The 15013-nt window shown below is 65.2% G+C and carries 13 protein-coding genes; 7 read left to right on the top strand and 6 right to left on the bottom strand.

Annotated features, from left to right (window positions below):
- Positions 1 to 48: 48 nt before the first annotated feature.
- Together phaR and VLR48_RS12205 are read right to left on the bottom strand one after the other, a co-directional pair.
- Positions 49 to 570 (bottom strand): polyhydroxyalkanoate synthesis repressor PhaR, encoded by a 522-nt coding sequence (gene phaR, locus VLR48_RS12210; RefSeq protein WP_325292078.1) that lies wholly within the window; start codon positions 568 to 570, stop codon positions 49 to 51.
- Positions 571 to 684: 114 nt separating this feature from the next.
- Positions 685 to 1869, bottom strand: coding sequence for an acetyl-CoA C-acetyltransferase (locus tag VLR48_RS12205; protein ID WP_325292050.1), 1185 nt, complete (start codon positions 1867 to 1869; stop codon positions 685 to 687).
- A 194-nt stretch (positions 1870 to 2063) separates the two neighbouring features.
- Between VLR48_RS12205 and phaE the strand changes: the two genes are divergently transcribed.
- Both phaE and VLR48_RS12195 read left to right on the top strand, forming a co-directional pair.
- Entirely contained in the window at positions 2064 to 3137 is a 1074-nt protein-coding gene (gene phaE, locus VLR48_RS12200; RefSeq protein WP_325292049.1) for a class III poly(R)-hydroxyalkanoic acid synthase subunit PhaE, read from the top strand.
- A 99-nt stretch (positions 3138 to 3236) separates the two neighbouring features.
- The gene (locus tag VLR48_RS12195; protein WP_325292048.1) at positions 3237 to 4307 is read left to right on the top strand and encodes a class III poly(R)-hydroxyalkanoic acid synthase subunit PhaC; all 1071 of its coding nucleotides are present in this window, start codon (positions 3237 to 3239) and stop codon (positions 4305 to 4307) included.
- Positions 4308 to 4373: 66 nt separating this feature from the next.
- On the opposite strand, the gene VLR48_RS12190 is transcribed toward VLR48_RS12195, so the two are convergent.
- The gene (locus VLR48_RS12190) at positions 4374 to 6092 is read right to left on the bottom strand and encodes a B12-binding domain-containing radical SAM protein (RefSeq protein WP_325292047.1); all 1719 of its coding nucleotides are present in this window, start codon (positions 6090 to 6092) and stop codon (positions 4374 to 4376) included.
- A 479-nt stretch (positions 6093 to 6571) separates the two neighbouring features.
- Here VLR48_RS12190 and VLR48_RS12185 point away from each other — a divergent pair, with 479 nt between their 5' ends.
- From VLR48_RS12185 to VLR48_RS12165, 5 genes are all read left to right on the top strand, one after another.
- Positions 6572 to 8722: a transglutaminase family protein gene (locus VLR48_RS12185; RefSeq protein ID WP_325292046.1), complete on the top strand. Its 2151-nt coding sequence runs from the start codon at positions 6572 to 6574 to the stop codon at positions 8720 to 8722.
- A gap of 11 nt (positions 8723 to 8733) precedes the next feature.
- A complete protein-coding gene (locus VLR48_RS12180; protein ID WP_325292045.1) occupies positions 8734 to 10302 on the top strand; it encodes an AAA family ATPase in 1569 nt (522 codons plus the stop codon).
- Between the two features lie 15 nt (positions 10303 to 10317).
- Complete coding sequence (locus VLR48_RS12175) at positions 10318 to 10548, top strand: hypothetical protein (protein WP_325292044.1); 231 nt, start codon at positions 10318 to 10320, stop codon at positions 10546 to 10548.
- A 90-nt stretch (positions 10549 to 10638) separates the two neighbouring features.
- Positions 10639 to 12147 carry a hypothetical protein gene (locus VLR48_RS12170; RefSeq protein WP_325292043.1) on the top strand — a complete coding sequence of 503 codons (1509 nt, stop codon included), beginning with the start codon at positions 10639 to 10641 and terminating at the stop codon, positions 12145 to 12147.
- A 16-nt stretch (positions 12148 to 12163) separates the two neighbouring features.
- Positions 12164 to 12688, top strand: coding sequence for a hypothetical protein (locus tag VLR48_RS12165; protein ID WP_325292042.1), 525 nt, complete (start codon positions 12164 to 12166; stop codon positions 12686 to 12688).
- A 78-nt stretch (positions 12689 to 12766) separates the two neighbouring features.
- Here the strand turns inward: VLR48_RS12165 and lipB are convergent, their stop codons facing one another.
- The 3 genes from lipB to VLR48_RS12150 all read right to left on the bottom strand — a co-directional run.
- Positions 12767 to 13429 (bottom strand): lipoyl(octanoyl) transferase LipB, encoded by a 663-nt coding sequence (gene lipB / locus VLR48_RS12160; RefSeq protein ID WP_325292077.1) that lies wholly within the window; start codon positions 13427 to 13429, stop codon positions 12767 to 12769.
- Positions 13430 to 13611: 182 nt separating this feature from the next.
- The gene (locus VLR48_RS12155; protein ID WP_325292041.1) at positions 13612 to 13902 is read right to left on the bottom strand and encodes a DUF493 domain-containing protein; all 291 of its coding nucleotides are present in this window, start codon (positions 13900 to 13902) and stop codon (positions 13612 to 13614) included.
- A gap of 91 nt (positions 13903 to 13993) precedes the next feature.
- Positions 13994 to 15013, bottom strand: a 1020-nt coding sequence (locus tag VLR48_RS12150; protein ID WP_325292040.1) for a D-alanyl-D-alanine carboxypeptidase family protein, incomplete at its 5' end; no start/stop codon positions are given.

Here is a 15013-nt window from a genome sequence, read left to right as displayed (position 1 = left end):
TCCGTCAATCAAAAGCATTGAGGTGACGGCAGGTCGACCCTCCGTCGCTCAGGCTGACCCGTCACGGTCTTTGACATCGGCGTCGGCGGGTGCCGTTGTCTTGCGATCGGTCTTGCCCCGTGGCTTGCCGCCGAGATCGAATCCCGCCGCGCGCATCAACTCGCCTTGGATCTCGGACCACAGCTCGACGTTCTTCTGGGTCATCCGGGTCATGGCATCGAACGGAGTCTCGCCAAGAGAGCGAACCAGCTCGTGATGCTGTTTGGAGAAGAGATCCAGCGAACCTTCGAGATAGCGCGCGAACATGCCCTGGAGGGTCCCGCCGTAGAAGCGGATGATTTGAGACAACATGGTCGCGCTGAACAGCGGCTCGCCGCCGCTTTCCTCTTCGAGCATGATCTGCAGCAGGATGGAACGCGTGATGTCGTTGTCGTTCGCCGTGTCGACCACCTTGAAGGCGGTGCAGCTCATGACGAGATCACGCACGTCCGCGAGCGTGATGTAACGACTGACTTCGGTGTCGTAGAGGCGCCGATTCGGGTACTTCTTGATGATGCGCTCGTCGTTCATGGGCATCTGGGCCATTTCGTCCTTCAGTCCGAAGAAGTGTACCCCAGTCGAGACGGGGTACGACCTGCGGGGCCCGGCGATCCTTCGCCGGGGGACTCCCCGCTCGGGCTCGGATCAGACCCGCTCGACGGCCAGCGCCACGCCTTGCCCGCCGCCGATGCAGAGGGTCGCGAGCCCCTTCTTGGCATCGCGCTTCTGCATCTCGTAGAGCAGGGTCACCAGCACCCGAGCACCGGACGCGCCGATCGGGTGGCCGATGGAGATGGCCCCGCCGTTCACGTTGACCTTGCTCAGATCCCAGCCCATCTCGTGATTGACCGACATGGCCTGCGCGGCGAAGGCCTCGTTGGCCTCGATCAGGTCGAGATCCTTGGGCGTCCAACCGGCCTTTTCCAGACACTTGGTCGAAGCCGGGATCGGGCCGGTGCCCATGATGGCCGGATCCACACCGGCGCTTGCGAAGGCGACCAGGCGGGCCATCGGCTTCAGACCGAGCTCCTTGGCCTTGGACTCCTTCATGACGACGACCATCGCCGCCCCGTCGTTGATGCCCGACGCGTTGCCGGCGGTGACCGTACCGGCCTTGTCGAAGGCCGGACGCAGCTTGCCGAGCGTCTCGGCCGTGGTGCCGGGGCGCGGAAACTCGTCCGTGGCGAAGACGACCGGATCGCCCTTGCGCTGCGGAATGGCGACCGGAATGATCTCGTCGGAAAAACGTCCCGACTTGATCGCCGCCTCGGCCTTCTGCTGCGATGCAGCCGCAAACTCATCCTGCGCATTGCGGGTGAATTCGTACTTCTTGGCGATGTTCTCTGCCGTCACGCCCATGTGGTACTGATTGAAGGCATCCCAAAGACCATCGACAATCATGGTGTCCTTCATCGACCAATCGCCCATGCGCTGTCCCTCGCGCGAGCGCGGCAGGACATGTGCGGACTGGCTCATGCTCTCTTGGCCGCCCGCGATCACGATGTCGGCGTCGCCGCAGGCCACCGCCTGCATCGCCAGATGAACGGCCTTCAGCCCGCTGCCGCAGACCTTGTTGATGGTCATGGCCGGCACCGAGTGCGGAAGACCCGCGTTCAGTGTCGTCTGACGTGCCGGATTCTGGCCCACGCCGGCGGTGAGGACCTGGCCGAGGATGACCTCGTCGACCTGATCCGGAGAGATCCCGGTGCGCTCCATCAACGCCTTGAGCACGGCGGCCCCGATGTCGGTTGCCGGGAGTGAAGAGAGGCTGCCGCCGAAGGTGCCGACTGCGGTACGGCCCGCATCGACGATGACGATGTTGTCGCTCATGGTGTGAATGCCTTATGAATTTTGGAGTGGACGCTTGTTCGGAGGTGGCCGGTCGTGACGTGAAGACCCGGCCGCGGGATCTAAAATGCCCCGCTTGCGCCGATTGAGCAACCCCGATCTTACGCCGCTTTGTTGCAGTGCACAAATCGACGTGCTAACGTGTGCTGCAAAGTGACCCAAAGGAGGGCAAAACCATGAGTAATGAAACCTTTTTCAACGACAGCTGGATGGATCTGCAACGCAAGTACTGGGACAGCTGGACCGAGATGAGCCGCAAGGCGATGGGCTCGCAGGGCGGGATGGGCGAGCTCACCAACCCCTGGGAAAGCGCGCTCGATCATTGGTGGAAGGCGCTTGCGCCGGCCGCGCCCGACGCCTCCAAGGCGTTCGTGGAGAAGATGATGGAGCAGGGCAAGGTCTTCTTCCGTTTCGGCGAGGCATTTGCCTCCGGCAAGCCGGGCGACACCGCCTCCCCGACCGACGGCATGGCGTTCTGGACCAAGGCGCTGGAAGACATCCAGAAGGGCTTCAGCGGCTCGATGGACGACGGCGGCAATGTCATGCAACGCATGATGTCCTTTTGGGAGATGCCGCTCGACAACTGGCAGCGCATGATGTCCTCGATGTCGCCGATGCCCGGCGATGCCCTGCGCTACATGCCGCACGATCAGGTCAAGGACAATCTGAACCGCGTGCTGTCGGCGCCCGGTTTGGGCTACACCCGCGAGGAGCAGGGCCAGTATCAGGAATTGATGCGCGCCTCGATGGATTATCAAAAGGCGCTGCAGGAATACAACGGCTTCTATGCCCAGCTCGGCGTCAAATCCGTGCAGCGGATGGGCGGCTACATCCAAGAGGTCATCGACAGCGGCAAGAGCATCGATTCGGCGCGCGCGCTCTATGATCATTGGGTCATGTCCTGCGAGGCCGTTTACGCCGAAGAGGTCGCGACACCGGAATACGCCCAGATCCACGGGCACCTGGTCAACGCCCAGATGGGCCTGAAGAAGCGCATGGCGGTGCTGGTCGACGAGAACCTCGGCGCCATGAACATGCCGAGCCGCAACGAGCTGCGCACCCTGCAGGATCGTCTGCAAGAGACCCGGCGCGAGAACAAGAAGCTCAGCCAGAGTCTGCACGCGCTCGAGCGGCAGGTTGCGGCCCTCGCCGGAACCCCGCTCGAGGCGCCCGCAACGGCCATCAAGTCCATCGCACCCGCCGCCAAGGCGCCGGTGCGCAAGAAGGCCGCGACCAAGAGCGGCGACTAGCGCGGGCCGTCACCACAGAACCCACGCGCCCTCCGGACTCCCGATACAGCGGGCGGCGCAGGCGCGCATTCAACGAATACCGCGAGGAACCGAACCGTGATGCTCCCGATCGATATCCGGCCCGACAAGCTCACCCAGGAAATGCTGGACTATTCGCGCAAGCTCGGCCAAGGCATGGAAAACCTGCTCAACGCCGACAAGATCGACACCGGCGTGAGCCCGAAGGAACCGGTCTACACCGAAGACAAGCTGGTGCTCTACCGCTACGACACGCCCGAAGGCGTGACCGCCGACCCGGTCCCGCTGCTGATCGTCTACGCCCTGGTCAATCGGCCTTACATGACCGATATCCAGGAAGACCGCTCGACCATCAAGGGTCTGTTGGCGACCGGGCAGGACGTCTATCTGATCGACTGGGGTTACCCGGATCAGGCCGACCGCGCCATCACGCTCGACGACTACATCAACGGCTACATCGACCGCTGCGTGGACCATATCCGCGAGGCGCACGGGGTCGAGAAGATCAACGTCCTCGGCATCTTCCAGGGCGGCGCCTTTAGCTTGATGTACACCTCGATGCATCAGGACAAGGTCAACAGCCTGGTGACCATGGTTACCCCGGTGGACTTCAAGACCCCGGACAACCTGCTGTCGGCTTGGGTGCAGAACGTCGACATCGACCTCGCGGTCGACACCATGGGCAATATCCCGGGCGAGCTGTTGAACTGGACCTTCCTGTCGCTCAAGCCCTTCAGCTTGACCGGTCAGAAGTACATCAACATGGTCGACGTGCTCGATGATCCGGACAAGGTGAAGAACTTCCTGCGCATGGAGAAATGGATCTTCGACAGTCCGGATCAGGCCGGCGAGACCTTCCGCCAGTTCATCAAGGACTTCTATCAGCGCAACGGCTTCATCAACGGCGGCGTCATGCTGGCGGGTCAGGAAGTGGATCTGAAGAACGTCACCTGCCCGGTCCTGAACATCTATGCGATGCAGGACCACCTGGTGCCGCCGGATGCCTCCAAGGCGCTGAAGGGCTTGACCGGCAGCAGCGACTACACCGAGCTCGCCTTTCCGGGCGGCCACATCGGCATCTATGTCAGCGGCAAGGCTCAGAAAGAGGTCACACCCGCCATCGGGAAGTGGCTGAACGCGCATTCCGCCTAACGCACCACCCGGAGGTCGGAGGACGCCAGTCGGGCGCACCTTCGGCCTCCGCACGGACTGCCGCGGTCACGCGGCAGCCGACCTCACATCCGGACTCACGTCGGCCCGCTCCTCGATCGGCTCCATCGCCTGATCGAAGCAGCGGTATTCCGGTCGCAGCGTATCCTCCTTCACCCGCCGATACAGTCGCCACACCCGCCAGGCGTAAGCGATCAAGCCGCCGTAGGTCGTCGTAACCTCCCGAACGCGACGCGGATAAAAGACCCACGCAGGCTCGATCGGCAGCTCCGAGCGCCGCTCCGTGCGGACCTTGCGACGCAGAAACCCGCCCTGCAGCGGATGCACCCGCTCGAACCTGAAGCAGCCGTAAAACTCCAGTGCGATCTCCATGATGCGTTTCGGGTTGCGGTTGAAGGCCGCGGCACGCCGCATCAGGGTCTCCAGGTGCGCCATCGAGTAGTAGCTGTCCCAGGCGCGGCGATAGACGCCCTGCCACTCCTGCGCGCTCATCCGCGGATGGGTCGTGCAGACATGCTCGAGGTCGTAGCGGTTCAGATCCGGGTCGAGCGGCGCGCCCTTCGCATGCAGGGCCTGGTGGTCGGCGGAGCCGGGCAGCGGCGTCAGACAGAAAAACTCCAGGATATCGAGCGGCAGCTCGCGCTTGATCGTCTCGATGTCGCTCAAGATGCGTTCCGGCGTGTCGTCCGGGAAACCTAGGATATAGCCGCAATAGGTGGTCACGCGTTGCTGCTGCCAGGCCAGCAGCATGTTGCGGTAGTTGGCGATCTTGTTCTGTTTCTTGTGCGCGGATTTGAGATTGTCCGCGTTGACGCTCTCCAGCCCGATGAAGACCCTGGACACGCCCGCCGCCCGCGCCTTGGTTACGAACCCCGGCAGGGTGTGACACATGGTGTCGACCTGGATGGTGAAGTTGAGCTTCACGCCGAGCTCGCGGCGCAGGGCCGCGATCCGATCGAAGATCGGCTCCCAATTGCGGTTGCGCGCGAAGTTGTCGTCGGTAATGAAGTAATGGCGAATGCCGTGGGCCAGGTTGGCGCGCAGCAGCTGCTCGATGTCGTCCGGGTCGCGGAAGCGGGACTTGCGCCCCTGCACGTTGATGATGGTGCAGAAGCTACAGAGGAAGGGACAACCGCGTCCGGCATCGAAGGTGCCGGGCATGGGGGCATAGCGCCGCGCCACTTCGGGCGGGAGATAGGGCATGGTCTTGCCCTGCAGGTCCGGGAGCTCCGCCATGTGGTTGTAGAGCGGCTCCAGACGCCGGTCATAGGCGGCACGGAGCAGGTCGGCAAAATGCTCCTCGGCCTCGCCGGCAAAGAGGGTGACGCCCAGGTCCATAGCCTCCTGCAGCTCCGGGGGGACGCCCGGGAGCATCGCCAAGGAGCCGCTGACATGGAAGCCGCCCATCACGACCTGAAGTCCTGCCGCCCGAAAGCGCCGGGCCAGATCCATCGCGCGGGGGAACTGATTGGATTGGACTCCCACCAGGCATACCAGACCCCGACCGCCGTTACCTTGGATGCGACCGATGATCCGCTTCACCGGAACCACCGTGTTGGTCTCGTCGTAGGCGTTGACCTCGATGCGCACGCCCTCGCCCAAAACCCGGGATCGGTCGGCGGCGCGGGTCAGCCCGTAGAGGCTCGCGAGCGAGTTGGACGGGATCCAGGCCTTGAGCCACTGAATCACATAGCCGTCGTCGTCGTAGTGCGACGGCTTGATCAATTCAACCTGAAAACGGGTCGCGGACGCGCTGCTCGGACGCATAAGGGTCCTCGTCGACGGAGAAAGGGATGACCGTTGGTGACTGGGCCGCCCGCGGCTCCCACCACCGAAAAACGCGGGTCGGGTGAAAAAGGAGGCGAAGATTCAGTCGTCCAGGGTGGATTCCGCACACGATGCTAGTCCCGAAAAAAGTCACGGGCAAGCCTCTGAGGCCGCCGCAGTTGGCGCCGCATCGGGACGACCCGCACGAGGAACGCATCTCTACCGCTCGCCCGATGCCGCGGGGCTGTCGCCCTCGCCTTCACCCGTGGCATGATCCGGCGCTGGATCGACCGGGGATCATTCCGATACCCCGGCCTTGCAAGGTTGCCGGGCATGCACTCCGAGATCACGCAGACTGCACAGAGTATTGAACCCCGGCCGGTCAGTGCGGCGCTCGTCGCATCTTGCCTCGACCTCGACGACGACCCCCCTGAGCATGACCGCAGCCTCGTTAACAGCCCACGCGGAGAGGCCAGGCGATGAGTCGGCAGGACTGGGACACGACGGACTTCGACCGCGCCGTGCGCACACACGATGACGCCGTCGCGGCCATGGGCCCGGCGATCTGGGTCGGCACCGAGCCGACCTTCACCGATCGCTTCTCCGAGGCCCCCGAGTGGCTGAGCACCGCCATGGGCGAAGACAAGGAGAAACGCGCCGAGCAACTCTTGTGCGCCTTGCAGCGTCGGATGGGCGGTCTGGTCCTGCGCACCCAGGGCCGGCAGTATCCCGGCGAGGACCGGCCGCGCTGGAGCCTCGGTCTCTACGCCCGGCGCGACGGCGTGCCCGTCTGGCACGGACCGCCCGACCCCGCACTCGGCGCGATCTCCGACACCGACTGCGATCTCGGCTTACTGCAGAGCGAGCTTTGTGCAAGCCTGCGGGGGATTGGCTGCGGTGCGAGGTCGATCGCCGGAGACGAGGGCTGTCTCCACGTGGTCGTCTTGTTTCCGGTCGACGTTGGCGCGGCTGTCGAGGACGACCCGCCCACTAACTTCTTCGATCAAGGGCTTGCGGACCCCGATCATGCCGACGATGCTCTCGACGACACCAACGGACGGCCCTGCTTCGTTCTCGACCGCATCACCTGGCAAGGGGCGAAGGTGGCCCGAATCGAGCTGCCCGATTGCGCGTCGGTCGAGCAATTCGCGCGCTGTCTCGGGGCGATCGGCACGGCGGCCACGAACGCCGGTCTACCGGCGCTCCTGTTGACCGGCCACCCGCCCCCCGTCGATGCGAGCGTCTCCTGGACCACGATCACGCCGGATCCGGCGGTGATCGAGATCAACATGGCGCCCTACCCCGACGTGACCGGGTTGCTTGCCGCCACGCGCATGCTCTATGCCGCCACCACCGAGCTCGGGCTCGCTCCCTACCGTCTCTACTACAACGGCTCGGTTGCGGACTCGGGCGGGGGAGGACAGATCACCTTCGGCGGACCCGGCCCGCAGGAGAGCCCCTTCTTCGTCGCGCCGCGCGTCTTGCCGCGCCTGGTGCGTTATCTAAACCGACACCCGGCACTCTCCTATCTCTTTGCCCACGACCATATCGGCGGCTCCGGGCAAGCGGTGCGCGCCGACGAGCGCGGGCGCGACGCCTTCCGCGAGCTGGGTCTCGCACTCGCCTTGCTCGAGCGCGGACCGCCCCCCGACGCCGAGACGCTCTGGGCGGGACTGTCGCAACTGCTGACCGACGCCGTCGGGAACAGCCACCGCGCCGAGCTCAACATCGAGAAGCTCTGGAATCCCTATATCCCCGGACGCGGAAAGCTGGGTCTGGTCGAGCTCCGTGCCCTGCGCATGCAGCACACGCCCGAGCGCGCCGCGGCGCTCGCCGCACTGCTGCGCGCCATCATCGCGATGCTCTCCGCCCGAGACTTCGACGGCCCGCTGTGCGATCACGGCGACGCGCTGCACGACCGCTTCGCCCTGCCCTACTACCTCGAGCGCGACCTCGAGCAGGTGCTCGGCGATCTGAGCACGGCGGGCCTCGGCCTCGGGGCACCCTTGGCCGAGCTGCTGAGGCGCAACAGCCTGCGTCTGATTGCCGGCGTGCGGCATCGCGACTGCGAGCTGACGATTCGTCGGGCGTTGGAGTTCTGGCCTTTGATCGGCGATGTCGGTCGCCAGGATCAGGAGACCTCGCGACTCGTGGACGCGAGCACGACGCGCGTGGAGATCCGCCTGCGCGCCGTCGAGGGGGCGGCGGCGGATGACTTCGCCGACTGGCGGATCGCCGTCGGCGACGTTCGACTGCCCTGGCGCTTGGAGCAGGACCCGCAGGGGCCGGCGAAGGTCTTCGGTCTGCGCTATCGCAGCTTCGTGCCCTGGCAGGGTCTACACCCCGCACTGCCCGCCCAAGGCCCGCTGTCGCTGACGCTTTGGCATCCGGCGCACGCCGATGCCCTTCACGCCACCCTGCACGACTGGCGACCGAGCGGCGGCGGCTACGACGGTCTCCCCGCCGACCTCGCCGAGGCCGCCGCGCGACGGGCCGAGCGCTGCGTCGTCGAGCCCGCATCGCCCCCCGCGCCGGAGACACTGCACACGCCGCCGCCCGAGGCCCTCACGCCCTATGCCTTGGATCTGCGCTGGCTCGGGCTTGGGATCGGTACAGACGAGTCCGCGTGAAGCGAAGGGACATGAGCTTGTCCGCAGACGTCCAACGCTGCGTCGACACACTGGCGGCGCTCGAAGCCGCCATCGGCTGTGCGCTCGTGGGCCAACCGCGGGTCGTGCATGAGTCCGTGGTCACCTTGGCCGCGGCCGGTCACGTCCTGCTCGAAGGCGTGCCTGGTGTCGGCAAGACGCTCTTGGTGCGTGCACTCGCGGCCGCCGTTGGCGGGCGCTTCTCGCGGATCCAGTTCACACCGGATCTAATGCCGAGCGATGTCACCGGACATGCCGTCTTCGACATGAAGAGCGGGGCGTTCCGGGTCCGGCGCGGTCCGATCTTCTGCAACCTGCTGCTCGGCGACGAGATCAACCGGGCGCCCGCGAAGACGCAAGCCGCGCTGCTCGAGGCCATGCAGGAGCAACAGGTGACGATCGAGGGCACCCCGCTGGCGCTTAGCCCGCCCTTCCTGGTCTTTGCGACCCAGAACCCGATCGAGCACGACGGGACCTATCCGCTGCCCGCGGCGCAGCTCGATCGCTTCCTGCTCAAGGTCATCGTCGATCACCCGGATGCGGACGAAGAGCTGGCTATGGTGCGGCAGGTGACGCACGACCGGGTCGGCGACCGGCTCGACGTCTCGGGCGTGCGCGAGGTCCTGAGCGCGGCCGACCTGCTGGCCCTAGCCCGGTTGCCCTCGCCCGAGCTGCGCGGCTGCACCCGCGGTATCCTGTTGCTCGGTGCGCCGGGCCGGGTTCGACTGATGCTGACCAACCCCTCGGCCCGACACCTTCGGTTTCGTCTCCATGACCTGCATCCGAGTGCATTTGCGGTGAGCGGCCTGCCGTGCGAGGTCGCTCTCGGGGCCGGCACAACCGCACGGATCGACTATCGCCTGACCCCGCCGGAGCGCGGGAGCTTTACCATCCCGGGCTGCGAGATCGCCTTGCGCTCGCCGCTCGGGCTGTGGGTCGGTCGACGCACTCCGACCCTGTCGACAACCCTGCGGGTCTTCCCGAATCTTGCCCGAGTCGGTCGCGATCTCCTGCCCGCGATGCAGGATCGGCGCGCCGCTGCCGGGGAGCGACGCCGACCCAGACGCGGCGAAGGGGCGGAGTTCCATCAACTTCGCGATTACCATCAGGGGGATGGTTTACGACGGATCGACTGGAAGGCGACGGCGCGGATGCGTAAGCTTATCGCCCGAGAGTACGAGGACGAGCGCGACCGACATCTCGTCTTCCTGCTCGATACCGGGCGCCGGATGCGCCATCGCGATGCCGGGCGCTCACATCTGGACGAGGCCTCGAGTGCACTGCTGACGGTCGCCTTCGTCGCACTCGCGCACGGCGATGCCGTGGGACTCATGACCTACGGCGGGTCGCGACGCTGGTGCGCACCGCGCAAAGAGGCGCAGACCATGCGCCGGCTGCTCGAACGGGTGTACGACGTCCAGCCGAGCCTTGAGCCTTCCGATCCGCTGCAGGCGGCGCGCGAGCTGCTGCATCGGATGCCACGACGGGCCTTGGTGGTGATGATCACCAACAGCCGAGACGAGGATCAGTCCGGTCTGGAGCGGGCTGCCCGCCTGCTGTGACGGCGACACCTGCTGATGATCGCGGACCTGCGCGAGTCGGCACTCGACCGGAGTCTGGAGACCGAGGTCAGGGATTTGCATGGTGCACTGCGCTTACACGCCGTGCACGGCTGGCTCGACACGCGGCGACACCATCGGGAGCGTTTACGCCATCTCGGCGTCGAAATCCTCGACCTTCTGCCCGCACAGCTGCCGGGCGCCTTGGTGGAACGCTATCTCGCGATCAAGCGAGCCGGGAGGCTTTGATCTAAAACGCGTCCCGAATCGCATGCCCCGCCGGGCGCGATTTAAGTGCGAACACCCGCACACCAACCCATCCATCTCAGGAGCCAAAGAATGCGTTATCTGCTCGGCGCCCTTGCGCTAGCCGCGTCCATCCCCGTTCAGGCGGCCATCCCGGCGACCCCGGTCATGACCATCTACAAGTTCAACGGCCCGATGGAGGTGCCCTACTACAACGCCGACAGCTTCGCGCGCTCGGGCGCGAAATCCCCCGCCGGAACCCTTACGCAAGGGACCTCCGTGATCCCCTGCCTGATGATCCGAAACGGCAAGCCCTTGACCGACGGCTCCGGGACGCCGTTCGTGGGATTCGAGGTCGTGGTCGATCCGAGGAAGGCGAGCCGCAGCGATACCGATCGTTTCAAGAGCGCGGTTGCGGCGCGCAAGTCGCTGAAGGTTCAAAACCATCACTGCCCTTCGAGCGTGAAGAATGTCATCAACGTGCGCGAGCTCTATGCGCTCGAGAAGGCGCCCTTCTTCGATCCGCCCTCGAGCGGCCGAGCCGGCAACCCGGGCGGTGCGAGCGAGCTCGACCGCATCGTGCGCAGCTTCCATGCTTCGAGCCAATGCGAGAGTGCGAATCGCAACCTGACCGGCCGCCGCGCCGCGCTCGACCGCGCCTGGGGCGACTTCATCCGCAGCAACGGCCGGCTCGGCTCGGAGGCCACGCTCGCGCGCGCGAAACATCTCGACTACGTCATGCGCACGGCCATCTACGAGGGCCATCTCGAACGCGGCTGCAACGCCTACGGGGCCTGCGAGCGCAACATCATCGTGCTCTCGATCCGCAACCGCGCGGTCGGTCAGTGTCAGACCCGGCAGGGGTGCAAGTTCCCGGGTGACTTCCAGGGCGTCTCCTCGTCCGTCTCCCAATACAACATCTGGGACGAATACCTGACCCAGATCTCCGGCCTCACCGCCTGCTACCTGCGGCCCGACCTCGCGGACAACGACCGCTATGCCAAGCTTCAGGCCATGTACACCCAGTCGGTCGGGGATGCCGAGCGGATCCTCTTCGGCAGCGAGCGCGATCTGCAGGCGATCTTTCCGGACAATCGTCTGGCCGATCTGACCTCGATGCGTCACTACTATCACGCGCCGGCGATGGGTAAGTGCTTTCCCAATCACGACCGCGTCGAGTACATGACAGGCGCGGTCGCGCGCAACGGGGATGACTTCGCCCTGATCGCCAACACCCGGATCAAGGTCGGACCGGCGAGCGGGGATGGCTACCGATTCGAGGAGTTCCGCTTCGACGAGACCCCGGAGCGCGATATCGTCCGCGCCGAGAACAACTATCCGGGCTTCATCGTCGACGGGCGCAAGGTCTCGCTGCGCGCGCCCAAGTCCTGTCCGCCTTACGGGATCCCGAGCGGCTGCCGTTCGGGCAACGTCGGACGCTATCGTACGACTCCGAGCTGGCTCTCGTCCGGCAGGCCCGTGGAGATCGTCTGCAGCATCCAGGATCGAGGCGAGTCCTGCCGCGGAAGCGCCACGACACGCACGGCCGCCGTCGGCGGTGTGTGCGACAAGGAGATGCGTCCGGTCGCCGGCGTGAATTAATTCGAGGCATCTCCCGATGAGCGCACTTCCCGCAACCTATCTCGACATCATTACCCCGCTGATCGACACGGCCAGGGAGATCCTCGAACGCGGCGAGAGCTTGAGCCCCTTCGCGTTCGTCGGAAACCTCACGACCGGAGAGACCTTTCCGGTCCTGCTGAGTACGGCCTCGGACGAGGAGAAGGATGCTGCGGCCGCCGTGATTCGCCGCCTCGCCGAGCTGCACGAGGCGGACTTTATCTTCATGATCATGGAAGCTTGGTCCTTGCCGGCGAACAAGGTCGGGCAGTTCAAGGAGATCATCGAGGAATACGGCTCGATCGGTGCCTCCCCCTACCGCGTCGACGTCGCGTCCTTCGCACTCGAGACCCGACACGGACTCTGGGTCACCCAGATCCCGATCGAGGCGAAGGGTATCGCGACGACGCAGCGCACCTTCGGCCGACCGGAGTTCCAGCATTTCACCGAGGCCAAGGGGAGGTTTGTCGATTTGCTGCCCGTGAAGGACGGTGAACGGGAGCCGCCCCGAACCCTGCATTAAACCGCGTCACCGCTAAGGGCCGTGGATGCACCAGCCGTCGAGCTCACTCGAAGGTGAGCCTCTCGCTCTGGACGCGGTTTAAACCGCGCGCGGCGTCGCCGTCGTCCCGAGCGAGGCGGCGAGCAAACGAACCAAGCCGGCTTCGATCTCGGGCATCGTCACGCCCGGGACCAGGTCGACCAGCCGGGTGACGGCGAGGCCGGGGTAACCGCAAGGGTTGATCCGACCGAAGGGGGCGAGGTCCAGGCTCGCGTTCAGGGCGAGTCCGTGATAGCTGCAGCCGTTGCGGATGCGCAGACCCAGCGAGGCGACCTTGGCACCCGCGACATAGACACCGGGCGCATCCGCACGGCGCTCGGCCGCCACCTCCAGCGTTGCGAGCAGGTCGATGACGGACTGCTCCAGGAGACCGACCAAGCGCTTGACGCCGAGTCCCGCGCGACGCAGATCGAGCAGGACATAGACGACCAGCTGTCCGGGTCCGTGATAGGTCACCTGCCCCCCACGGTCGACCTTGATAACCGGGATGGGGCCGGGGTCCAGCAGGTGCTCCTCGCGGCCGGCTTGACCGAGCGTGAAGACGGGAGGGTGCTCGAGCAGCCAGAGCTCGTCGAGGGTGTCGGGGCCGCGCAGATCGGTGAATCCGCGCATCGCCTCCAAGGTCGGAAGATAGTCCCGATAGCCCGGCAGGCGACGCACCAGGAGCGGCCGCGAGCCATCCCTTTCCGCGCTTACACTCAGTCCAGAGTGAAGTGCGTCATCACCATGTTGTGTCGGGCTCAAGGGTTTTTTCCGACCTTTTTGGAGGCGCGGTTCGAAATTTAATATTTTTTATACTTTAAACCGCGCCGGCTCCGTACAGTCGTCGGAGCCGGCGCGGCCAAGCCAATCCAACACACGACGCATACCGCATCGGGCGCGGTTTAAATCACCCAGACGATCGACTCGTGGGCCGTGAGATCGCAATAGATGGCATCGAGCTGCGCGCGGCTTTCCGCCTGGATGGTCAGGGTCACCGAGATCCACTTGCCGCCGCTGCTCAAGCGGGCGCTCACGTCCGCCGCCTCGGGCCGCGGTGCATGCCGGCTCACGATCTCGATCACCAGTGCCTCGAAGCGCGCATCCGCGAGCCCCATCGCCTTGATCGGAAATCGGCAGGGAAAGACGAAGAGGGTCTCGGAGGCGTCGGGGTCGGACCTGCCGGATTCGGACATGTCCGGTCTCGGGGCCTGCTCCCGCGATGGGATCGGTCTCGACGGGGGCTTGGATTCAGCCATCTCGCACCTGGTTACCGATCTGAACCGATCAGAACATTCTGAGAACGCTGTCCTTGGCCATCTGCCAAAGACCGCCCTTGCCGACGTCGTCGAGTGCAACCAAAGGCACCCGATTGAGCTCCTCCTCGCCGAGCATGACCACGATCTCGCCGACCTGCGAACCGCGAGCGATCGGAGCGGTCAGTCCATCCTCCGCCTTTTCCAGGCGCGCGGCGAGCTCCGGATAGCGCCCGCGCTGGAAGGTCGCGAAGACATCCGCCTCCGGGCCGACAGGCAGCATCTCCTTGTCGCCCATCCAAACGCGCAATGTCTCGACCGCTTCGTCGGCGGGATACAGGCGATGGCTCTCGTAGAAGCGAAAACCGTAATTCATCAGGGCAAGACTGGCTTCGGCCCGCGCGTTGGGTGTGGGCGATCCCATCACGACGGAGACGAGTCGCATGTCGTCGCGCTTGGAGGAGGATACCAGGCAGTAACCGGCGGCTTGGGTATAGCCTGTCTTGACACCGTCCGCGGTCTCGTCGCGACGCAGCATGGGATTGCGGTTTTGCTGCGTGATCCCGTTGAAGGTGAATTCGCGCGTGCTGTACCAGCCGTAGAACTCGGGAAACTCACGGATGATCGCCATGGCGACCGTGGCGATGTCGCGCGCGGTGATGTAGAGCTCCGGATCGGGCAGGCCGTGCGGGTTGGTGAAGTGGCTTCCGGTCATCCCGAGCCGCTGCGCATGCGCGTTCATGAGGTCCGCAAAGGCCTCGACGCTGCCCCCGACATGCTCGGCCAGTGCGACGCTGGCATCGTTGCCCGACTGAACGATCATGCCCATCAGCAGGTCCTGGATCGACACCTGCTTGCCGACCTCGATGAACATCTTGGAGCCGCCGGTGCGCCAGGCCCGCTCGCTGATGTAGGCATTGTCGGTCAAGGCGACCTTGCCCGCCGCGATCTCGCGGAACACCACGTAGCCCGTCATGATCTTGGTCAGGCTCGCCGGCTCCAGACGCTCGTCCGCGTTCATCTCGGCGAGGATCTGCCCGCTGTTGAAATC

The sequence above is a fragment of the Thiocapsa sp. genome, assembly GCF_035467215.1.
In the GTDB taxonomy this organism is placed as follows: domain Bacteria; phylum Pseudomonadota; class Gammaproteobacteria; order Chromatiales; family Chromatiaceae; genus Thiocapsa.
This window is presented reverse-complemented; position numbering and strand designations above follow the sequence as displayed.